This is a genomic window from Paraconexibacter algicola, assembly GCF_003044185.1.
GTDB lineage: Bacteria > Actinomycetota > Thermoleophilia > Solirubrobacterales > Solirubrobacteraceae > Paraconexibacter > Paraconexibacter algicola.
In genome coordinates, this window is the sequence record NZ_PYYB01000001.1 from 2,671,822 (window position 1) to 2,691,184 (window position 19,363).

At 74.9% G+C, this 19,363-nt stretch carries 22 protein-coding genes and 1 riboswitch; of the genes, 16 read left to right on the forward strand and 6 right to left on the reverse strand.

Going from position 1 to position 19,363, the window contains the following annotated elements; translation table 11 throughout:
* The first annotated feature begins 30 nt into the window (after nucleotides 1-30).
* Nucleotides 31-180: riboswitch (cyclic di-AMP (ydaO/yuaA leader) on the forward strand.
* Between the two features lie 7 nt (nucleotides 181-187).
* The 4 genes from C7Y72_RS12575 to arfB are packed head-to-tail and all read left to right on the forward strand — an operon-like array spanning nucleotide 188 to nucleotide 2,926.
* Nucleotides 188-1,285, forward strand: coding sequence for a peptidoglycan-binding domain-containing protein (locus C7Y72_RS12575; protein WP_158276836.1), 1,098 nt, complete (start codon nucleotides 188-190; stop codon nucleotides 1,283-1,285).
* A 40-nt stretch (nucleotides 1,286-1,325) separates the two neighbouring features.
* The gene (locus C7Y72_RS12580) at nucleotides 1,326-1,772 is read left to right on the forward strand and encodes a thiol-disulfide oxidoreductase DCC family protein (protein WP_158276837.1); all 447 of its coding nucleotides are present in this window, start codon (nucleotides 1,326-1,328) and stop codon (nucleotides 1,770-1,772) included.
* Nucleotides 1,773-1,785: 13 nt separating this feature from the next.
* Nucleotides 1,786-2,508 carry an LOG family protein gene (locus C7Y72_RS12585; protein ID WP_107569062.1) on the forward strand — a complete coding sequence of 241 codons (723 nt, stop codon included), beginning with the start codon at nucleotides 1,786-1,788 and terminating at the stop codon, nucleotides 2,506-2,508.
* A gap of 4 nt (nucleotides 2,509-2,512) precedes the next feature.
* Nucleotides 2,513-2,926 (forward strand): alternative ribosome rescue aminoacyl-tRNA hydrolase ArfB, encoded by a 414-nt coding sequence (gene arfB / locus C7Y72_RS12590; protein ID WP_233243821.1) that lies wholly within the window; start codon nucleotides 2,513-2,515, stop codon nucleotides 2,924-2,926.
* Here arfB and C7Y72_RS12595 read toward each other — a convergent pair.
* The gene (locus C7Y72_RS12595; protein ID WP_107569063.1) at nucleotides 2,889-3,242 is read right to left on the reverse strand and encodes a hypothetical protein; all 354 of its coding nucleotides are present in this window, start codon (nucleotides 3,240-3,242) and stop codon (nucleotides 2,889-2,891) included. The genes arfB and C7Y72_RS12595 overlap by 38 nt on opposite strands.
* Nucleotides 3,243-3,302: 60 nt before the next feature.
* Between C7Y72_RS12595 and C7Y72_RS12600 the strand changes: the two genes are divergently transcribed.
* A complete protein-coding gene (locus C7Y72_RS12600; protein ID WP_107569064.1) occupies nucleotides 3,303-4,022 on the forward strand; it encodes a response regulator transcription factor in 720 nt (239 codons plus the stop codon).
* 6 nt (nucleotides 4,023-4,028) lie between these two features.
* Here C7Y72_RS12600 and C7Y72_RS12605 read toward each other — a convergent pair whose 3' ends face one another.
* Nucleotides 4,029-4,394, reverse strand: coding sequence for a response regulator transcription factor (locus tag C7Y72_RS12605; protein WP_107569065.1), 366 nt, complete (start codon nucleotides 4,392-4,394; stop codon nucleotides 4,029-4,031).
* Nucleotides 4,391-5,938, reverse strand: a complete 1,548-nt coding sequence (locus tag C7Y72_RS12610; RefSeq protein ID WP_107569066.1) for a sensor histidine kinase — start codon at nucleotides 5,936-5,938, stop codon at nucleotides 4,391-4,393. Before C7Y72_RS12610 ends, C7Y72_RS12605 begins: the two co-directional genes overlap by 4 nt.
* A 299-nt stretch (nucleotides 5,939-6,237) precedes the next feature.
* On the opposite strand from C7Y72_RS12610, the gene C7Y72_RS12615 reads away from it, so the two are divergent.
* The 3 genes from C7Y72_RS12615 to C7Y72_RS12625 are packed head-to-tail and all read left to right on the forward strand — an operon-like array spanning nucleotide 6,238 to nucleotide 8,030.
* Nucleotides 6,238-7,386 carry a S1 family peptidase gene (locus tag C7Y72_RS12615; protein ID WP_107569067.1) on the forward strand — a complete coding sequence of 383 codons (1,149 nt, stop codon included), beginning with the start codon at nucleotides 6,238-6,240 and terminating at the stop codon, nucleotides 7,384-7,386.
* A gap of 48 nt (nucleotides 7,387-7,434) precedes the next feature.
* The gene (locus C7Y72_RS12620; protein WP_107569068.1) at nucleotides 7,435-7,698 is read left to right on the forward strand and encodes a hypothetical protein; all 264 of its coding nucleotides are present in this window, start codon (nucleotides 7,435-7,437) and stop codon (nucleotides 7,696-7,698) included.
* A complete protein-coding gene (locus tag C7Y72_RS12625) occupies nucleotides 7,698-8,030 on the forward strand; it encodes a translation initiation factor (RefSeq protein ID WP_107569069.1) in 333 nt (110 codons plus the stop codon). The genes C7Y72_RS12620 and C7Y72_RS12625 overlap by 1 nt, the downstream gene beginning before the upstream one ends.
* Before the next feature lie 57 nt (nucleotides 8,031-8,087).
* Here C7Y72_RS12625 and C7Y72_RS12630 read toward each other — a convergent pair whose 3' ends face one another.
* Nucleotides 8,088-8,489, reverse strand: coding sequence for a hypothetical protein (locus tag C7Y72_RS12630; protein WP_107569070.1), 402 nt, complete (start codon nucleotides 8,487-8,489; stop codon nucleotides 8,088-8,090).
* A gap of 94 nt (nucleotides 8,490-8,583) precedes the next feature.
* Between C7Y72_RS12630 and C7Y72_RS12635 the strand changes: the two genes are divergently transcribed.
* The 7 genes from C7Y72_RS12635 to C7Y72_RS12665 all read left to right on the forward strand — a co-directional run bounded on the left by C7Y72_RS12635 (nucleotide 8,584) and on the right by C7Y72_RS12665 (nucleotide 16,169).
* On the forward strand, nucleotides 8,584-9,735 hold the full coding sequence (locus C7Y72_RS12635; RefSeq protein ID WP_107569071.1) for a sensor histidine kinase: 1,152 nt from the start codon (nucleotides 8,584-8,586) through the stop codon (nucleotides 9,733-9,735).
* On the forward strand, nucleotides 9,732-10,436 hold the full coding sequence (locus tag C7Y72_RS12640) for a response regulator (protein WP_107569072.1): 705 nt from the start codon (nucleotides 9,732-9,734) through the stop codon (nucleotides 10,434-10,436). Before C7Y72_RS12635 ends, C7Y72_RS12640 begins: the two co-directional genes overlap by 4 nt.
* 172 nt (nucleotides 10,437-10,608) lie before the next feature.
* On the forward strand, nucleotides 10,609-10,698 hold the full coding sequence (kdpF, locus tag C7Y72_RS12645; RefSeq protein ID WP_107569073.1) for a K(+)-transporting ATPase subunit F: 90 nt from the start codon (nucleotides 10,609-10,611) through the stop codon (nucleotides 10,696-10,698).
* Entirely contained in the window at nucleotides 10,695-12,428 is a 1,734-nt protein-coding gene (kdpA, locus tag C7Y72_RS12650; RefSeq protein WP_107569074.1) for a potassium-transporting ATPase subunit KdpA, read from the forward strand. The genes kdpF and kdpA overlap by 4 nt, the downstream gene beginning before the upstream one ends.
* A 13-nt stretch (nucleotides 12,429-12,441) precedes the next feature.
* Nucleotides 12,442-13,020, forward strand: coding sequence for a potassium-transporting ATPase subunit KdpC (gene kdpC, locus C7Y72_RS12655; protein ID WP_107569075.1), 579 nt, complete (start codon nucleotides 12,442-12,444; stop codon nucleotides 13,018-13,020).
* Entirely contained in the window at nucleotides 13,021-15,042 is a 2,022-nt protein-coding gene (kdpB, locus tag C7Y72_RS12660; RefSeq protein WP_107569076.1) for a potassium-transporting ATPase subunit KdpB, read from the forward strand. It abuts the gene before it with no gap.
* Between the two features lie 5 nt (nucleotides 15,043-15,047).
* Nucleotides 15,048-16,169: a histidine kinase gene (locus tag C7Y72_RS12665; RefSeq protein WP_233243823.1), complete on the forward strand. Its 1,122-nt coding sequence runs from the start codon at nucleotides 15,048-15,050 to the stop codon at nucleotides 16,167-16,169.
* A gap of 445 nt (nucleotides 16,170-16,614) precedes the next feature.
* Here the strand turns inward: C7Y72_RS12665 and C7Y72_RS23340 are convergent, their stop codons facing one another.
* A complete protein-coding gene (locus C7Y72_RS23340) occupies nucleotides 16,615-17,787 on the reverse strand; it encodes a glycoside hydrolase family 113 (protein WP_158276838.1) in 1,173 nt (390 codons plus the stop codon).
* A gap of 16 nt (nucleotides 17,788-17,803) precedes the next feature.
* Nucleotides 17,804-18,154: a rhodanese-like domain-containing protein gene (locus C7Y72_RS12675; protein ID WP_107569079.1), complete on the reverse strand. Its 351-nt coding sequence runs from the start codon at nucleotides 18,152-18,154 to the stop codon at nucleotides 17,804-17,806.
* An 80-nt stretch (nucleotides 18,155-18,234) separates the two neighbouring features.
* Between C7Y72_RS12675 and C7Y72_RS12680 the strand changes: the two genes are divergently transcribed.
* Nucleotides 18,235-19,356 (forward strand): glycerophosphodiester phosphodiesterase, encoded by a 1,122-nt coding sequence (locus C7Y72_RS12680; RefSeq protein WP_107569080.1) that lies wholly within the window; start codon nucleotides 18,235-18,237, stop codon nucleotides 19,354-19,356.
* Nucleotides 19,357-19,363: the final 7 nt, after the last annotated feature.

Sequence of the window (19,363 nt, forward strand, 5' to 3'; positions counted from 1 at the left end):
TGTAGCCTTCCCGCCCAGCCGAACAGCAACCAGCCGAGCTCGCCCCACGCCAGTGGAGCGGGACGGGGGACCCAACGGACCGAGCGATCGGTCGGGGGCGAATCCCGGGAACCACCCGGGTAGCGCAGCACTCAGCGCGAGCCCGACAGCTAACCCCGTAGGCGTCGAGAGCAAAGGGTTACCTGCCGTGCCGAAGCCGTACCGCCGCCGTACCGGAAGTCTCCGCCAGATCGCCGTCACCGTCGTCGCCTCCTGCGTGGGCGTGGGGGCGGGCACCGCCCTCGTCGTCCCGGTCGCGCAGGCCGCGACCGCGTCGGCCGCGTCCTCGAAGCTCGGGGACCGCGCCCTGCGCGTCGGCGCCAAGGGCGCGGACGTCAAGCAGCTCCAGAAGCTGCTGGTGCAGATCGGCATCAAGACGTCGACCGACGGGGTCTTCGGCTCGGGCACGAAGTCCGCGGTGCAGAAGTTCCAGCGGGCCGCCGGCCTGGAGGCCAGCGGCACCGTCGGCCGCAAAACGGTCACCGCGCTGCGCAAGGCGACCACCGGCGGCGGCGCGAACCTCGCCTCCGGCGGCTTCGACTCGCAGGGCAACGCGAGCACCGACCGGCTCGGCGAGCGCATCCCCGTCAGGCGGGGCATGAGCGGCCGCGACGTGAAGATGCTCCAGGACTTCCTCACCCGCACCGGTACCCGCACGACGATCGACGGCGAGTTCGGCACCGGCACCTACAAGGCCGTCCGGACCTTCGAGCGCAGCAACGGCCTGACGATCGACGGGATCGTCGACGCGAACGACATCGCCGTCCTGCGCGGCCAGCTCGACGCCGGCCCGAACGCGGCAGTCGGTGCCAAGCCGCTCGAGCTCGCCCCCGGCGACCGCGCGAAGGTCGGGCCCGACGGCAAGGCGATCGCCCCCGCGAACGCCCCGCAGGCGGTCAAGGACTTCATCGCCGCCGGCAACGCCATCTCGCACAAGCCGTACATCTACGGCGGCGGCCACGGCAAGTGGGAGGACAAGGGCTACGACTGCTCCGGCTCCGTGAGCTACGCGCTCTACAAGGCGGGCCTCGTGAAGTCCTCGATGCCGTCCGGCGGCTACGAGACCTGGGGCGAGGACGGCCCCGGCCAGTGGATCACGATCTACGCCAACGGCGGCCACATGTACGCGGTCGTCGCGGGCATCCGCTTCGACACGAGCGGCATGAAGGACGACGGCGGCTCGCGCTGGCACACCTCCAGCCGCCCGACGAAGGGCTACGAGGTCCGGCACCCCGAGGGCCTTTAGGCCCGAGGGCCCGCTGCGGCGGTCATCTACGCTCCGGGGCGTGAGCGATCGCGCCCTGACGGTCCTGTACGACGCCGACTGCGGCTTCTGCCGCTGGTCGGTGGCGTGGATCCTGCGCCACGTGCCGGCCGGCTCGATCGTGCCGCGCACGATCCAGTCGCCAGAGGGCCAGGCGCTGCTCGAGGCGGCGGGCGTGCCCCCGCAGGACCGCCTCCGCGCCGCGCACGCCCACCGCGCCGGCGACCCGCCACAGGCCCTGCGCAGCGGCGGCGACGTGGCGCCGATGGTGGCGCCGCTGCTGCGCGGCCGCAAGGGGCGCGCAGCGGGGCTCGGCGCCCGCGCGCTCCCCGGCCCGGTGCGCCGGCTCCTCTACGGGCAGGTCGCGACGAACCGCGTCGCGATCGGCCGGCTCGTCAGCCAGCGGCGGCGCGCCGAGGCGGACGCGCTGCTCGCCGCCGCCGGCGACGGGCCCCGCCGCGACGGATAGCCTCCGCGGTCGCATGAGCCTCCCCGACGTCCCCGCCCGCGCGCCCCGCAGCCCCGACGAGGAGCTGCTCGGCGCGCAGCTGCCGACGGTCCGCGCCGACCTCGACGACGGCCAGCGGACCGCGCGCGCCACGGAGGAGCTGGAGACCGGCTTCCGCACCCTCGCCGACCTCGGGCGCGCGATCTCGATCTTCGGGTCGGCGCGCGTGCCGCAGGACGCGCCCGAGTACGCGCTGGCCCGCGAGACCGCCCGGCGGCTCGGGGAGGCCGGCTGCGCGATCATCACCGGCGGTGGCCCCGGCCTGATGGAGGCTGCCAACCGCGGTGCCCAGGACGCCGGCGCCACGTCGGTCGGCCTCAACATCGTCCTGCCGTTCGAGCAGGCCCCGAACCCCTACCAGGACATCGGGCTGCTGTTCGACTTCTTCTTCACGCGGAAGGTCATGTTCGTCCGCTACTCCAGCGCGTTCGTGGTCTTCCCCGGCGGGTACGGCACGCTCGACGAGCTGTTCGAGGCGCTCGTCCTCATCCAGACCGAGAAGATCGACGACTTCCCCGTGGTCCTCGTGGGCGTCGACTTCTGGTCGCCGCTGGTCGACTGGATCCGCGGGCGGCTCGTCGACGACGCGCTCATCTCCGCCGACGACCCCGCGCTGTTCGTCGTCACCGACGACGTCGAGGAGATCGTCCGGACCGTCGTCCACGGCTGCGCGCAGCAGTGGGCGCTGCCGGAGTGAGCCCGTGCCGGACGACCTGCGCATCAGCGGCGCGCTGACGATCCCCGCGCAGGAGATCGTCGTCCGCGTCTCGCGCTCGTCCGGGCCCGGCGGCCAGCACGCGAACGTCACCGCCTCCCGGGTCGAGGTGGCCTTCGACGTGCGCGCCTCGGCGACGCTCAGCGCCGCGCAGCGCGCGCGGCTGCTGGAGCGCGTCGGGCCGGTCGTCCGCGCGGTCGCCCAGGACGCGCGCAGTCAGGCCCGCAACCGCGAGCTCGCGCTCGAGCGGCTCGCCGCCCGGATCGCCGCCGGCCTGCACGTCCCGCGGTCGCGGACCCCGACCCGCCCGACGAAGGCGTCCAAGCGCCGTCGCGTCGAGGCGAAGGCGCGCCGCGGCGAGATCAAGCGCGGGCGGTCGCGGCCGTCGCAGGACGACTGAGCGCCACGCTGACGGCCCGCCCGAGCTGGGCGGGGGAGAACGGCTGCACCAGCAGCTCGAGCGGTGCGAGCCCGGCGACCCCGTGGGGCTGCGGCACCGGGCTGCAGGCGACGAGCGCGACGTCCGGGCGGGCGGCGCGCAGCAGCCGGGCCAGCGCGACCCCGGAGGCGCAGCCCGCCTCGAACACGAGCGCGTCGGCGTCCGCGGGGTCCAGGGCGGCGTCCGCGGTGACGGTCTCGTGGCCGTGACGGCGCAGCAGGCGCTCGAGCAGCTCCCGCGTCTCCTGCACCGGCTCGAAGATCGCGACCCTCGCCATACGGCCGTCAGCGTCCCAGCCGTGGGAGGGAACGGTGCGGGCGTCTGGTATGAGACGGGTATGACCGGCGCCCGGATCCTCGTGGTCGACGACGAGCCCGACGTCCGCGGCCTCCTGCGCGAGATGCTCGAGCGGGCGGGCATGACGGTGCGGGAGGCGGCCGACGGCCGCGAGGCGCTGCGGGTCCTCTTCGACGCGCGGCCCGAGTGCATCGTGCTCGACGTGACGATGCCCGGCCTCGACGGCTGGGCGACGCTCGAGCGGATCCGCGACATGACCGACGTGCCCGTCCTGATGCTCACCGCGCGCGCCGGCGAGATGGAGAAGGTCCGGGGCCTGCAGGCGGGCGCCGACGACTACGTCACCAAGCCGTTCGGCCGCCAGGAGCTGCTCGCCCGGATCGGGGCGCTGCTGCGCCGCGCCTCGACGACCGGCCGCGCCGCCGAGGCGGCACCCCGGGAGACCTACGAGGACGCGCTCGTGCGCATCGACGTGGCCAACGCCGAGGTCCGCGTGCTCGACCAGCCGGTGTCGCTGACGCCCCTGGAGTTCCGGCTGCTGACCGCGTTCGTGCGGCACCCCGACCAGGTCCTCAGCCGCGACCAGCTGCTCGAGCTCGTGTGGGGGGACGCGACCGGGGGCGTCGCCGGCGAGCAGGTGAAGCTCTACGTCGGCTACCTGCGCCGCAAGCTGCACGCGGTCCTCGGGGACGACGACGGGCCGATCGAGACGGTCCGCGGCTTCGGCTACCGCTGGCGGCCGTCGGCGCCCGACGCCTGAGCCGGCTCAGCGGCGCAGCAGCGCGTCGACCTGCGCGACGAGCGACTTCGGGCTGAACGGCTTGCGGACGTGCCCGTCGGCGCCGGCCTCGCGCGCGGCGCGCAGGTCGCGGTCCTGCACCGCCGCGCTGACGACGAGCACCGGGAGCGTCGCGGTCGGCGGGTGCGCCCGCAGGCGCCGGGTCAGCGCGAGGCCGTCGAGGCGCGGCATCATGACGTCGAGCACGGCGATGTCCGGGGTCCGGTCCCGGACCACCTCCCAGGCGGCCTCCCCGTCGTGGGCGACGACCACCTCGTGCCCGGCCCGCTCGAGCGCGATCTGCACGAGCAGCACGATGTCGCGGTCGTCGTCGGCGACGAGCACGAGGCTCACGACGCCCTCCCGGACGGGTCGTACGGCAGCCGGACGGTCACGGTGGTGCCGGCGCCCTCGGTGGAGCGCAGGGCGATCGTGCCGTGGTGCGCCTCGGCGATCGTGCGGCAGATCGCCAGGCCGAGCCCGGCGCCCGGCATCGCGGCGCTGACCGCGTTGGAGGACCGGTAGAAGCGCTCGAACAGGTGCACCTGGTCCCCGGCGGGGACGCCGACGCCGTCGTCGGCGACCTCGATGACCGCGGCGTCCCCGTCGTCGCGCAGCGCCACGGTGACGTGGCCGCCCTCGGGCGTGAACTTCAGCGCGTTGCTCAGCAGGTTGTCGACGAGCTGCCCGAGCCGGTCGGGGTCGCCGGCGAGCGCGGGCACGTCGGCGAGGTCAGCGCCGAGCTCGATGCGGCCGCGCTCGGCCGCCGGCCGCGCCGCCTCCGCGCTCTGCGTCACGACCGCCGCGAGCGTCACGTCGGTGCGCTCCAGCGACAGTCGCCCGGCCTCGACCTGGGCGACGAACAGGAGGTCCCCGACGAGGCGCAGGAGCCGGTTGGCGTTGCGGTCGACGACCCCGAGGAACCGTCGCGCGTCCGGGGGCAGGTCGTCCTCCTCGTCGCGGACGAGCTCGAGGTAGCCGATGATCGACGTCAGCGGCGTGCGCAGCTCGTGGCTGACGAGCGCGAAGAACTCGTCCTTCAGCCGCTCGGACTCGCGCTCGGAGGTGATGTCGTGCAGCGCGACGAGGCGCCCCATGCGCTCCCCTTCGCTGTCGCGGACGGGCGCGGCGTAGCGGCGGTAGGTGCGCTCGTCGAAGACGGCCTCGTCGCGGACCTCGCGGTCGGGGTCCAGGCCGGGCGCGTCGACGCGCGCGTGGCGCTGCCAGAGCGTCGCCATCGCGGCGTTCTCGGCGACGAGCTGCCCGTCACGGTCGAGCAGGCCGATCGGGTCGGGGGTCGCGTCGAGGACGGCGCGGTTGACGCGCGAGGCGACCTCGATCCGTCGGGTCTCGGCGGCCAGCGCGGCGTTCTGCTCCTCGAGTCGGGCCTGGGTGGCCTGGAGGTTCGTGGCCATCGCGTTGAAGGACCGGGCGAGCTCGACCGGCTCGGCGTCGCCCTCCTCGGCGACGCGCGCGTCGAGGTCGCCGCCGGCGAGCGCGGACGCCGCACGGTTGACGCGCCGCAGGGGCACGACGATGTAGCGGGTCAGGTACGAGGTGAGCGCGAACAGCAGCAGCGTCGCGAGCACCATGCCCGCGACCCCGATGACCGTCGCGCGCCGGACGTCGTCCTCGGCGTCCCGGCGCAGCCGCTCGGCGTCCCGGGAGCGGGCACGGATCGCCGTGAGCGCGGCCGCCCGTGAGGCGGGCGAGCGGTCGGCGGTCGGGGAGAGCGCGCGCGACGCCTCGCGCACGACGAGCGCCTCGGCCGCCCGGACCCGGTCGGTCGCGCGGTCGGACTCGCGGACCGCCTGCAGCAGCACGCCGAAGACGAGCGCGACCAGGGCCGCGACGACGCCCGACGCCGTCCCGAGGCGCGTGATGAGGTTGCGGTTCACCGGCGGCGAGCGTAGCGCCGGGCTCGGCGACGGCGCCCGCAGGTCGGGCGGGCGACGGGCCTGCGGACGGCTCGCCCGGAGCCGACGACGGGGGCGCTCGTGGGCGCACGCGCCGTCGTCGGCCTCGGGGAGGACGCGACTGCTGCGGGTGGCGGGGCCGGGGCCCCGGGTCGCGCAACCCCCGTCGCGTCGTTGGTCACGACGGGCAGCATGCGACGTCCCGGGTGGGGGACGGGAAGGCCCGGGGAGGAATTCGGTAGGAGGCGCGCGGACGCGAGGGGCGGTGCGAGAATCGCGGGGTGCCCGCACGGATGCCCGCCCGCCCGTCCGCCCGCCGCGCGCTGCTCGCCGCGGCGCCCGTCGTGCTCGGCCTGCTGCTGCCGGCGGCCGCCTCCGCCGCCGCGACTCCGCGCGTGGTGAACGGCAGCCCGGCGGCCGTCGACCAGGCGCCGTGGACGGTCGCGCTCGTCCAACGCGGCGTCCCCGCGACCCGCGGGCAGTTCTGCGGCGGCACGCTGATCGGTCCGGCCACGGTCGTGACCGCCGCGCACTGCGTCGCCGGGGAGGTCCCGCGCGCGATCGAGGTGCTCGCCGGCCGGCGGTTCCTCAGCGGCAGCGGCGGGCGCCGGGTCGCCGCGTCCCGGATCGCGCTGGCGCCCGGCTGGACGCCGCGACGGGAGAGCCCGGACATCGCGGTGCTGACGCTCGCCGAGCCGGTCGAGGGCGTGCCCCTCGCGACGCTCCCGGAGGTCGACGACGCCGCCGCGACCCGTCCCGGCCGGCGGCTGCAGGTCAGCGGCTGGGGCATGCGCTCCAACCGCACGGGCTCGACCGCGGACGCGCTGCAGGCCGCCGAGGTGACGGCCCGGTCCGACCGGGCCTGCCTGCGCGCCTACCTGTTCCTGTTCTCGCCACGCGAGATGGTCTGCGCCAACGACGTGCGGTCCGCCCGGGACGCCTGCCGCGGCGACAGCGGCGGCCCGCTCGTCGGCGACCCTGCCGGGACCGCCACCCTCGTCGGCGTCGTGAGCTTCGGCGGCGAGCGCTGCGCAGACCCCGACGCCCCCGGCGTGTACGCGGAGGTGGCGCCGCTCGTCCCCTGGATCCTGACGCAGGCCGCGCTCCCCGCGGGCTCCACCGACGACGGGGCGACCGCCACCGGGACGCCGGTCGCGCGGATCGAGCGGATCACCTGCCGGCGGCTGTGCCGTGTCGAGGCCGCGGTCCGCGGGCGCCGCCCCAGCACGGTCGTGCTGCGGATCGTCCGGTCGGGCGGCGCGGGGCGGCGCGCCGTCGACCGCACGGTGCGGATGGCCCGCACCTCGGTCGGGCGCTACCGCGCGCAGGTCGACCTGCCGCTGGGCTCCGTGCGCCTGTCGGTGAGCCCGCGCAGCTCGTCCGGACGCCCGACGGGCCGCGCGGACGTCGTGCGGATCCGGGTGGTCTGAGCGGCCGGCCGGCAGGGGCCCGCCGCCCGGTGTGGAAGGATCGGCCCGATGAGCGAGATGGGCGAGGTCGAGGTGCGCAGCGGGGATGTCGTCCTCGTGCGCGGGCTCGGGGCCGCGGCCCCGTACCTGGCGCAGGTGACCGGGAGCCGACTGGGCCGGCTCGTCGTCGAGCGCGCCGACGGGCGCGCGGCAGGACCGGTCGCGCTGCGCGACGTGCTGTGCGTCTACAAGCCCGCCGGGGCGCCGTCGAGCGGCGGCCTCGCACCCACGGAGCGGCGCCGCCCGACCGCGCAGATGAAGCTGGAGCTGTGATGAGCAACCGCGTCGTGTACTCCTCCGACGACGGGGACCTGCGCAAGCGCCGGGCGCCCGACGTCGTCCGGGCACGGGAGCTCGCCGCCGCGGGCGGCCGGGTGAAGGTGCGCCGCGAGACGGCGGGCCGCAAGGGCAAGGGCGCCACGACGATCACCGGCGTCCCGCTCGACGACGCGGGCCTGAAGCAGCTCGCCGGGAAGCTGAAGAAGCGCTGCGGCGTCGGCGGGTCCGTCAAGGACGGCGTGATCGAGCTGCAGGGCGACCACCGCGACGTGGTGGTCGAGGTCCTCCGCGCCGAGGGCCACGACGTGGTCCTCGCCGGCGGCTGAGAACGCGGCGCGCCCCGACGGCCGCGCGGGCCGGCGGGGCACCGCCTCGGCGGGGCGCTACGGCGTCGCGCCCTCGAGCTGCTTCTGGGCCTCCTCGAGCGCCTTCTTGGCCTCCTCCTGGGAGCCGGCCGGCAGGTCCTCGATCGCGTCCTTCGCGGCCTCGGTCGCCTCGCCCGCGAGCTGGCCGGCCTCCTCCTGGAGCTTGCGGCTCTCCTCGGCGGCCTCCTCCGGCGTCAGCTCGCCGGACTGCACCTTCTTGCTGATCTCCGCCGCCTTCTCCTGCAGCGCCTGGCCCTTCTCCTGGAGGTCGGTCGCGGTGGAGTTGCCGGTCGTGGTCTGGGTCGTCTGGGTCGTCTGCCCGTCGGACTGGTCGCTGCTGCTGTCGTTGTCGTCACCGCAGGCCGAGAGGCCGAGGGCGGCGGTCGCGGCGAGGAGCGCAGCGAGGCGTCGGGTGGTCATGTGGTCTCCTGGGACGGGTGCGCGGGGTGCGCACGGGAACGGACGGGCGTGACGCTAGCGACACCGGCCTACCCACTGGTGTCATCTTGATGTCATGCCGGTCCGCGCCTTCCGCCTGCTGCTGCGTGACCGCCCGGCCGGGATCGCGTCGGGTGCGGTCGTCGCGCTGGCCTCGATCGCCGCGATCACGCTGCTGATCTACCCGGTGCGCACGGTCGCGCCCGCGGTCAGCACCGGGGTGCTCTACCTGCTGGCGGTACTCATCGTCTCCACCGGCTGGGGGCTGCCGCTGGGGCTCGCCACGGCCCTCGGCGGTGCGCTGGCCTTCAACTTCTTCCACATCGAGCCGACGGGGCGGTTCACGATCGCCGACGGGGAGAACTGGGTCGCGCTCGTCGTCTTCCTGCTCGCCGCGGTGATCGTCTCCTCGGTCGCGGACGTCGCCCGCGACCGCGCGGCGGAGGCCGAGCGCCGCCGTCGCGAGGCCGAGTTCGCGGTCCGCGCGCTGCTGCTCGCCGGGCTCGAGCGCGAGCACCTGCAGAGCGAGCTCGTCGAGGCGCAGGCGCTGCGGCGCAGCGACGCGATGAAGACCGCGATCCTGCGGTCGGTGTCCCACGACCTGCGCAGCCCGCTGACCGCGATCCTCGCCGCCGGCGAGGCGCTCGGCTCCGCCACCCTGGACGACGAGGACCGCACCGCGCTGGCGGCGACCGTCGCGGGCGAGACCGACCGGCTCGCCCGCCTCGTCGACAAGCTCCTGGACCTCTCCAAGCTCGAGGCCGGCGCGGCACCGCCGCGGCCGGACTGGTGCGCCCTGGACGAGGTCGTCGACGCCGCCGTGCAGGGGCAGGCCGACCCGTCGCGCTTCCAGGTGTCGGTCGCCGACGAGTTGCCGCTGCTGCGGGTCGACGGCGCGCAGCTGGAGCGGGCGCTCGCGAACCTGCTGGAGAACGCGGCGCGCCACAGCGCCCCGCACACCGTGCAGGTCCGGGCGCGCGTCGTCGGCGCGCGGATGGTCGTCCGCGTGGTCGACCGCGGCCCGGGGATCTCCCAGCGCGACCGGCGCCTGATCTTCGAGCCGTTCCATCGCGTCGGCGGGGACGGGCACCAGGGCAGCGGCCTGGGCCTGGCGATCGTCAAGGGCTTCGTCGAGGCCAACGGCGGCACCGTCGACGTCGAGTCGCTCCCCGGGCAGGGCACGACGTTCGTGCTCGAGTTCCCGCTGACCGCGCCGGTGCCCGCATGAGCGCCCCGGCCCCCCGACGCGTGCTGATCTGCGATGACGAGCTGCAGATCCTCCGGGCACTGAAGGTCGTGCTGCGCGACGCCGGCTACGAGCCCGTGGCGGTCGCCACCGCCACCGAGGCGCTCGACGTCGCGGCGGTCCGGCCGCCCGACGCGGCGATCGTCGACCTCGTCCTCCCCGACGGGGACGGCATCGAGGTCTGCGCCCGGCTGCGCGAGTGGAGCGCGATGCCGATCATCGTCCTGTCCGCCGTCGGCGACGAGGACGAGAAGGTCCGCGCGCTGGAGGCGGGCGCCGACGACTACGTCGTGAAGCCGTTCGGCCCGCGCGAGCTCGTCGCGCGCCTCGGCGCCGCGCTGCGCCGGGCGGGCGCGGCCGCCGCCAGCGACGAGCCGGCCGTCGTCGCCGGGGACCTCGAGGTCGACCTCGCCGCGCGGATCGTGCGGCGCGGCGGCGAGGAGGTCCACCTCACCCCGATCGAGTACGACCTGCTGCGCACGCTCGTGCTGCACCGCGGCCGCCTGCTCACGCACCGCCAGCTGCTCACCGAGGTGTGGGGTCCCGCCTACGCCGACGACACCGCGACCCTGCGCACGCACGTCGCGAACCTGCGACGCAAGATCGAGTCCCGGGACGCCGAGGGCGGCTTCCGGCACATCCGCACGGACCCGGGCGTCGGGTACCGCTTCACGGAATCTTGATGGCGCCCGGGGGAATCCCCACGGGGACTTGACGGACGGGGACCGACAGTGTCCCCATGACCTTTCTCGCCTTCGCCGGGATCCCCGACTCGGCCGGTGACGCGATCTCCGTCGTGCTGCTGGTCCTGATGATGGGACTCCTGGGGCTCGCCCTGCGCGGACTGGACCGGGTGTGAGCGCCCTCGACCTCGTCGGGCTGCTCCTCTCGGTCGCGCTCATCGGCTACCTCTTCTACGCGCTCGTCCGCGGGGAGGACCTGTGACCGCCGCCGGCTGGATCCAGATCGCCGTCTACTGCGCGCTGCTCGTCGCGCTGACGCCCGTCCTCGGCCGCTACCTGGCCCGCGTCTACGGCGGCGAGCGCGTCGCGCTCGCCACGGTCCTCGGACCGGTGGAGCGCGGCGTCTACCGGCTGCTCGGCGTCCGCGCCGACGACGACATGCCGTGGCGCGCCTACGCGCGCGCCGCCCTCTGGTTCACCGCGACCTCGCTGGCCGCCGTGTACCTCGTGATGCGCACGCAGAGCGTGCACCCGCTCAACCACACGGACCTCACGAGCCCCACCTGGGACCTGAGCTTCAACACCGCCATCTCGTTCGTGACGAACACGAACTGGCAGTTCTACGGCGGCGAGACCACGATGACCCAGGTCACCCAGATGACCGGCCTGGCCGTGCAGAACTTCACCTCGGCCGCCGTCGGCATCGCCGTCGCGGTCGCCGTCGTGCGCGGCCTCGCCCGCCGCGGGGGCGGCACCGGCCTGGGCTCGTTCTGGGCGGACCTCGTGCGCTCGGTCCTGTACGTGCTGCTGCCGCTGGCGATCGTCGCCGCCGTCGCCCTCATGGGCCTGGGCGTCGTGCAGTCGCTCGGCGGTCCGACCACGATCCGCACGCTCGCGGGCGCCGACCAGCTCATCACCGTCGGACCGGTCGCCTCGCAGGAGGCGATCAAGCTCCTGGGCACCAACGGCGGCGGCTACTTCAACGTCAACTCGGCGATGCCGTTCGAGAACCCGACCGCGTTCGCGAACCTGCTCGAGATGCTGCTGATCCTCGTGATCCCGGCGGCGCTCACGGCGATGTACGGGACGATGGTCGGCAGCCGCCGGCAGGGCTGGGCGATCTTCGGCGCGATGTTCGCGATGTTCGTCGTCGCGGTGGTCGTCGTCTACGCGGCGGAGGCCCAGTCCTCCCCGGCGATGCAGGCCGCCGGCCTGCACGGCGCGAACCTCGAGGGCAAGGACGTGCGCTTCGGCACCGGCTCCTCGGCGCTGTTCGCCGCGATCACCACGGTCGCCTCGTGCGGGGCGGTGAACGCCGCGATGGACTCGCTCACCGGGCTCGGCGGGGCGGTCCCGCTGGCGAACATGATGACCGGCGAGGTCATCTTCGGCGGGGTCGGCTCCGGCCTCTACGGGATGCTGATGTACGTGGTGCTCGCGGTCTTCCTCGCGGGCCTCATGGTCGGCCGCACGCCCGAGCTGCTCGGCAAGAAGATCGAGGCGCGCGAGGTCAAGCTCGTCGCCATCGGGACGCTCGCCGTGCCGCTGCTCGTGCTCGTCTGCACCGGGATCGCCGTCGCGGTGAAGTGGGGGGACCCGTCGGTCTACAACGCCGGCCCCCAGGGCTTCGCCGAGAGCCTCTACGCCTACGTCTCGCAGGCGAACAACAACGGCTCCGCGTTCGCCGGCTTCACCGGCTACCTGCAGCCCGACGGGACGAACGAGGGCGCGTTCGCGATCACGTTCGCGAACCTGCTCGGCGGCGCCGCCATGCTGTTCGGCCGCTTCCTGCCGATGCTCGTCGTGCTCGCCGTCGGCGGCGCGCTCGCCGGCAAGCGGGTGACCCCCGCGGGCCCGGGCACGATGCGCACCGACACGGCGACGTTCGCCGCGCTGCTCATCGCGACGATCGTGCTCGTCGCGCTGCTCACGTTCGTCCCCGCGCTGCTGCTCGGGCCGATCGTCCAGTCCCTCACCGACCAGCTCTTCTAGGGGGTTGCGCACCATGCTCAAGGAGCTCCGCGCCGCCGTCGTCGCGATCGTCGTCCTGACGGTCCTGCTCGGCGTCGGCTACCCGCTCGCGATGACCGCGGTCGGCCAGACCGTCTTCCCCGGCAAGGCCGACGGCTCGCTCGTGGAGCGCGACGGCCGCGTCGTCGGCTCCTCGCTCATCGGGCAGGACCACGACGGCGACCCGCGGTTCTTCCAGGACCGCCCGTCGGCGACCGGCTACGCGCCGAGCGCCACGTTCTTCAACAACCTCGGCCCCAACAGCGCCGATCTCGCCGCCCAGCTGAAGGAGGCCGCGGCCGCGTACCTGAAGCGCGAGCGGCCGACCTCGCCCGGGCTGACCGTCGGGGACATCCCGCCGGACGCCGTGACGACCTCCGCCTCCGGCGTGGACCCGCACATCTCCCCGGAGAACGCGGAGATCCAGGCCCGGCGCGTCGCGGCCGCGCGCGGCCTGCCGCTGGCCACCGTCATGGACCTCGTGGCGGACGCCACCGACCAGGCGTTCCTCGGCTTCGCCGGCGAGGACGGCGTGAACGTCCTCGAGCTCAACCTGGCCTTGGAGGGCCGCTAAGTGCTGACCGACCTGCCTCTCCTGCGTGCGGCGCTGCTGCAGTCGCTGCGCAAGCTCGACCCGCGGGCGATGGTCCGCAACCCCGTCATGTTCGTCGTCGAGGTCGGGGCCGTCTTCACGACGATCCTGTGGCTCGTCGGGACCGACGGCGACCCCGGCTGGTTCACGTTCACCGTCGCGGTCTTCCTCTGGCTCACGGTCGTGTTCGGCAACCTCGCCGAGGCGATCGCCGAGGGGCGCGGCAAGGCGCAGGCCGACGCGCTGCGCTCGCTGCGCACCACGACCGACGCGACGCTGCGCGACGGGCGCACCGTCGCCGCCGCCGACCTGCGCCCCGGGGACGTGGTCGTCGTCGTCGCCGGCGAGGCGATCCCCGGCGACGGCACCGTCATCGAGGGGATCGCGTCGGTCGACGAGTCGGCGATCACCGGCGAGTCGGCCCCGGTCATCCGCGAGTCCGGCGGCGACCGCAGCGCGGTCACGGGCGGCACGAAGGTGCTCTCCGACCGGATCGTCGTCGAGATCACGCAGGAGCCCGGCCAGAGCTTCCTCGACCGGATGATCTCGCTGGTGGAGGGCGCCGACCGGCGCAAGACCCCCAACGAGGTCGCGCTCGGCATCCTGCTCAGCGGCCTGACGATCGTGTTCCTCGTGGTCGTCGTGACGCTGAAGCCGTTCGCCGCCGAGGCGGGGACCGACATCTCCACCACGACCCTCGTCGCGCTGCTCGTCGCGCTGATCCCGACGACGATCGGCGCCCTGCTCAGCGCGATCGGCATCGCGGGCATGGACCGGCTCGTGCGCCGCAACGTCCTGGCGCTGTCCGGCCGCGCGGTCGAGGCGTCCGGCGACGTCGACGTCCTGCTGCTCGACAAGACCGGCACGATCACGCTCGGCAACCGGCAGGCGGCCGCGTTCCACCCGATGCCGGGGGTCGACGAGGAGGAGCTCGCGCGCGCCGCGCAGCTCTCGTCGCTGGCCGACGAGACGCCGGAGGGCCGGTCGATCGTCGTGCTCGCCAAGGAGCGCTTCGACATCCGCGAGGAGGCCGTGGCGGGCGCGCACCCCGAGTTCGTGCCGTTCACCGCCGAGACCCGCATGAGCGGTGTCGACGTCGGCGGCCACCGCATCCGCAAGGGCGCGGGTGACGCGATCCTGCGCTGGGTCGACGACGAGGGCGGCCAGGCGCCGCCGGAGCTGACCGCGACGCTCGAGGCGGTCGCCCGCGAGGGCGCCACCCCGCTGGCGGTCGCGCGCGACAGCCAGGTGCTCGGCGTCGTCGAGCTGAAGGACATCGTCAAGGACGGCATGCGCGAGCGGTTCGACCGCCTGCGGGCGATGGGCATCCGCACCGTCATGGTCACGGGCGACAACCGGCTGACCGCCGCGAAGATCGCGGAGGAGTCCGGGGTCGACGACTTCCTCGCCGAGGCGACGCCCGAGCGCAAGCTCGAGCTGATCCGCGCCGAGCAGGACGGCGGCCGGCTCGTCGCGATGACCGGGGACGGCACCAACGACGCGCCCGCGCTCGCGCAGGCCGACGTCGGCGTGGCGATGAACACGGGCACCCAGGCGGCGCGCGAGGCGGGCAACATGGTCGACCTCGACAGCGACCCGACGAAGCTCATCGAGATCGTCGAGGTCGGCAAGCAGCTGCTGATCACCCGGGGTGCGCTGACGACGTTCTCGATCGCCAACGACATCGCGAAGTACTTCGCGATCCTGCCCGCGATCTTCGCCTCGACCTACGCGGCGAACGCCGGGTCGACGGGGCCGCTGGACCAGCTGAACGTCATGTCGCTGGGCACGCCGGAGTCGGCGATCATCAGCGCGATCGTGTTCAACGCGCTGATCATCCCGGCGCTCGTCCCGCTCGCCCTGCGCGGCGTGCGCTACGTCCCCTCCGGCGCGGACGCGCTGCTGCGGCGCAACCTGCTGATCTACGGCCTCGGCGGCCTGATCGCGCCGTTCGTCGGGATCAAGCTCATCGACCTCGTCGTCCACGGGCTGCTGGGAGCCTGACGATGGTGGCGGCGCCCGGCCGCGGCCGGCACAAGGTGTTCCTCGGGATGGCGGCGGGCGTCGGCAAGACCTACCGCATGCTCCAGGAGGGACACGCCGAGGCCGAGGCCGGGCGCGACGTCGTGATCGGGTACCTCGAGCCGCACGACCGGCCGGCCACCTCGGCGCAGGCGGCCGGCCTGGAGGTCGTGCCGCGCCGCCGCGTGGTGCACGGCGCGATCGAGCTGCAGGAGCTCGACGTCGACGCGGTGCTCGCCCGCGCCCCGGAGCTGTGCCTGATCGACGAGCTCGCGCACACCAACGCCGCGGGCTCGGAGCGGCCCAAGCGCCACGAGGACGTGGCGGTCGTCCTGTCCGCCGGCATCGACGTGTTCTCGACGGTGAACGTCCAGCACCTCGAGTCGCTCAACGACCAGATCGCCGACCTGACCGCGACCCGGGTGCGCGAGACGTTCCCCGACGCGGTCCTGCGCGACGCCGACGAGGTCGTGCTCGTCGACCTCACCCCCGAGGCGCTGATCGCCCGCCTGCGCCGCGGCGAGGTCTACCCGGCCGAGCGGATCGAGGCGGCGCTGCGGGGCTTCTTCAAGATCGAGCAGCTCGCGTCGCTGCGCGAGGTCGCGCTGCGGCAGGCGGCCGAGGTCGTCGAGGCGCGCCGTCGCGTGCCGGGCGCGGTCGTGCCCGACGCGCGCCGCGAGGACCGCATCGCCCGCACCGCCGGGCCGCAGTCGGTCGGCGAGCGGTGCCTGGCGCTCGTGCAGCCGCACCTGGGCGCGCAGCGGGTCGTGCGGCGCGCGTGGCGCAGCGCACGCCGCCTGGGCGCCGAGCTCGACCTCCTCTACGTGCCCGCGCCCGGCCGGCCCCCGACGCCCGCCGAGCAGGAGGCGCTCGACGCGCTGCGGCGGCTGGCGAGCGTGCTCGGCGCGCACCTGCTCGTCGAGCCCGGCGACGACCTCGTGGCGGTCTGCCGCCGGGTCGCCGACGAGCGCGGCACGACCTACCTGCTGCTCGGGGTGCCGGACCCGCCGCGCGGGCTGCGACGCCTGCGACCGAGCCTGCTCGACCGGCTGGTGGTCGCGCTGCCGGGGATCGACGTCCGGGTCGTCGCGGATCGGGCGCGCCGATGATCGGGATGACCGTCGACGTCGAGATCGTCGTCCTGCTCGTCCTCGCCGCCGCGGTGGCGGGGGTCGCGGCGGGCGTGCACCGCCGCCGCACGCAGACCGCGGAGGCGCTCGGCCGCGCGCCGCGCCGGATCCTCTTCCCGTTCGTCGGGACGACGCTGTCGGAGCGGGCGCTGGAGGCCGCGCTGCGGCTCGCGCACGGGGAGGGAGCGGTGCTCGTGCCCGTCTACCTCGCAGAGCTGCCGCGCCACCTCGCGCTGGACGCGCCGATCGAGCGACGCGCCGAGACGGCGGTGGCGCTGCTGGAGGCGGTGGAGATCCGCGGGAGCCGGGCCGGGGTGCCGGTCGACGGGCGGATCGTGCGCGGTCGCACCGTGCGGCACGCCTGCCGCCTGCTGTTCGAGGACGAGCGGTTCGACCGGATGCTCGTGGCGGCCGCGACCGCCGGTCAGGACGACGGGCTCGACGCCGACGACGTCGCCTGGCTGCTGCGCTGCGCGCCCGGGGAGGTGCTCGTCGTCCGGCCCGGGGACGCGCCCGCGCCCGACCGCCCGGCGGACGGCCGCGCCGCGGTCCCGGCGAACCGGCGCAGCACCGCCTCCGCGCTCGTCCCGCGCGGCGTGTAGCCGCCGGTCGCGCCGTCGCCGTGGCGGCCGTCCAGCGACCAGTCCCACCACCAGATCCCGACGAACCACGGCACGCGGCGGAAGGCGCGCAGCGCCGCCGTGTACGCGATCGACTGGATCCCGGGATCGACCGGGGCGTCGCGGTCCTCGCGCGAGGGCTCGGCGGTCGCGCCGCGGCGGGCCGCGTAGCCGAGCTCGGTGAAGCGGACGGGCTTGTCGCCGCCGACGCGGCGGCGCAGCGCGGCGAGGCGCCGTTCCCACGGCCGCCACGCCCGGACGAGCTCCGCGGTGGTCGGTGTCCGGTCGCGGTCGGCGGTGAGCGGCATGTAGGCGTCGATGCCGATGCTGTCCAGGTCGTCCCAGAAGCCGATCCGCTCGGCGTCCTGCACCCAGTTGGCGGCGTAGGTGAGCTCGCCGTCGTAGACCCGGCGGACCGCGGCGATCAGGGTCCGGAAGCGGTCGGTCTCGCGCGCCATCGTGACGAGCTCGGTCCCGACGACGAACGTGTCGGCCCGGACCCGGTCGGCGAGCCGCGCGTAGTGGAGGACCATCCGCGTGTAGGAGGCGAACCAGGCGTCGACGTCGACCGGGGTGAGCTCGCCGCGGAAGCCCTCGTCGAGGCGGTCGACGTGCGGCTTGACGACGACGCGCAGCCCGAGCGAGCGCGCCGTCCGGGCGGCCTGCAGGAGCCCGGCGTCGTCGGGGGACTTCAGCGGGGACGGGTCGATGTCGGCGCTGAACGCGTTCTCCTGGTACCAGACCGGGACCAGCACGGCGTGGGTGGTCCCGGTGTCGCGCAGCGCCCGGAGCGCGTCGCCGGCGCGGGTGCCGGAGAAGCCGTCGGGCACGTACGCGGTGAGGTTCATGCCCTGCTCCCAGCGCGGGCCGAGCAGGGGACCCTCGCGGACGGTCACGTCGATCCGCTCGGTCGTCGTGCCGCAGCCGCCGAGCGCCACGAGCAGCACCGCCACGAGGGCGGCGGGACGCGGACGCACGCGCGGGCGCCGACGGTCAGTGGTCGGCGACCGTGCCGCCCTCGGGCTGCAGCGGCCGGCCCTCGTCGTGCCACTGCTGGATGCCGCCGGCCATCGAGTACGCCTCGAACCCGGCGCGGCGGAACGCCTGAGCGGCCATCAGCGAGCGCACGCCGCCGCGGCACTGGAACACGATCGGCGTGTCCTTGTCGAAGCTGTCGGCCGAGGAGGCCAGCCGCTCCAGCTCGACGTGCCGGGACCCCTCGATGTAGCCCGCGTCGACCTCGTACTGCTCGCGCACGTCGACGAGGACGGCGCCCTGGGCGATCTTCTCGACCGCGCCCTCGGGCGTGACCTCGATGTCCGGGTCGGAGAGGGGATGGCTCATGCGCCGAAGGATACGGGCCGCCCGCGGGGCCGTCACCGGACGTTCACGAGCTGCGACTCGTCGCGCGATTGGGTTGGGGCATGACCAGGATCCCCACCCGCGTCGCCGGCCTGCTGGCCGCGGCGACCCTCATCATCACCGGCGTGACCGTCGGCTCCTCGATCGCCGCCCCCGGCGACGCCGATCGCGGCGACCGCGGCCCCGACCGCGGCGACCGCCGGCCGCTGGTCATCGGCCACCGCGGCGCCTCCGGCTACCGGCCCGAGCACACGCTCGCCGCCTACGAGCTCGCCGCGCGCCAGGGCGCCGACTCCATCGAGCCCGACCTCGTCTCCACGAAGGACGGCGTGCTCGTCGCCCGGCACGAGAACGAGATCGGCGGCACCACCGACGTCGCCGACCACCCGGAGTTCGCGGGCCGCCGCACGACGAAGACGATCGACGGCGTGTCGCTCACCGGCTGGTTCACCGAGGACTTCACGCTGCGTGAGCTCAAGACGCTGCGCGCGAAGGAGCGCATCCCCGCGGTCCGCCAGGAGAACACGATCTTCGACGGCCGCTTCGAGGTCCCGACGCTCCAGGAGGTGCTGACGCTGCGCGCCCGCCTGTCGCGCGAGCTCGGCCGCGAGATCGGCGTCTACCCCGAGACGAAGCACCCGACGTACTTCCGCTCGATCGGCCTGCCGCTCGAGGAGCCGCTCGTGCGCACGCTGCGCGCGAACCGGCTCGACGGCCGCCGCGCCCCGGTGTTCCTGCAGTCCTTCGAGGTCGGCAACCTGCAGCGGCTCGACCGCATGATCGACGTGCCGCTCGTCCAGCTGCTCGGTGGCGCCACGTCGCGGCCGGCGGACGTCGGCGCCGACGGCCCGACCTACGGGCAGCTCGCGACCGCCGAGGGCCTGCGCGGCGTCGCCCGCTACGCCGACGGCGTCGGCCCGTCGAAGGACTACGTGATCCCGCGGGACGCCGCCGGGCGCTCGCTCCCGGCGACCGGCTTCGTGCGCGACGCGCACCGCGTCGGCCTGCTCGTGCACCCGTACACGTTCCGCGCCGAGAACCAGTTCCTGCCGGTCGAGCTGCGCCGCGGCACCGACCCGGCGGCCTACGGGGACGTGCTCGCCGAGCTCGCCGCGTTCTACGCGGCCGGGGTCGACGGCGTGTTCGCCGACCAGCCGGACCTCGCGGTCGAGGCGCGCCCGTAGCGCGGGC

Bases quoted from the DNA above. Each gene is read 5' to 3' on its own strand.
- C7Y72_RS12585 (WP_107569062.1), top strand. From the start codon at position 1,786: ATGAGCCTCCCCGACGTCCCCGCCCGCGCGCCCCGCAGCCCCGACGAG.
- C7Y72_RS12630 (WP_107569070.1), bottom strand. From the start codon at position 8,489: ATGACCACCCGACGCCTCGCTGCGCTCCTCGCCGCGACCGCCGCCCTC.
- C7Y72_RS12640 (WP_107569072.1), top strand. From the start codon at position 9,732: ATGAGCGCCCCGGCCCCCCGACGCGTGCTGATCTGCGATGACGAGCTG.
- C7Y72_RS12600 (WP_107569064.1), top strand. From the start codon at position 3,303: ATGACCGGCGCCCGGATCCTCGTGGTCGACGACGAGCCCGACGTCCGC.
- C7Y72_RS12635 (WP_107569071.1), top strand. From the start codon at position 8,584: ATGCCGGTCCGCGCCTTCCGCCTGCTGCTGCGTGACCGCCCGGCCGGG.
- C7Y72_RS12620 (WP_107569068.1), top strand. From the start codon at position 7,435: ATGAGCGAGATGGGCGAGGTCGAGGTGCGCAGCGGGGATGTCGTCCTC.
- C7Y72_RS12625 (WP_107569069.1), top strand. From the start codon at position 7,698: ATGAGCAACCGCGTCGTGTACTCCTCCGACGACGGGGACCTGCGCAAG.
- C7Y72_RS12675 (WP_107569079.1), bottom strand. From the start codon at position 18,154: ATGAGCCATCCCCTCTCCGACCCGGACATCGAGGTCACGCCCGAGGGC.
- C7Y72_RS12680 (WP_107569080.1), top strand. From the start codon at position 18,235: ATGACCAGGATCCCCACCCGCGTCGCCGGCCTGCTGGCCGCGGCGACC.
- kdpC (WP_107569075.1), top strand. From the start codon at position 12,442: ATGCTCAAGGAGCTCCGCGCCGCCGTCGTCGCGATCGTCGTCCTGACG.
- C7Y72_RS12595 (WP_107569063.1), bottom strand. From the start codon at position 3,242: ATGGCGAGGGTCGCGATCTTCGAGCCGGTGCAGGAGACGCGGGAGCTG.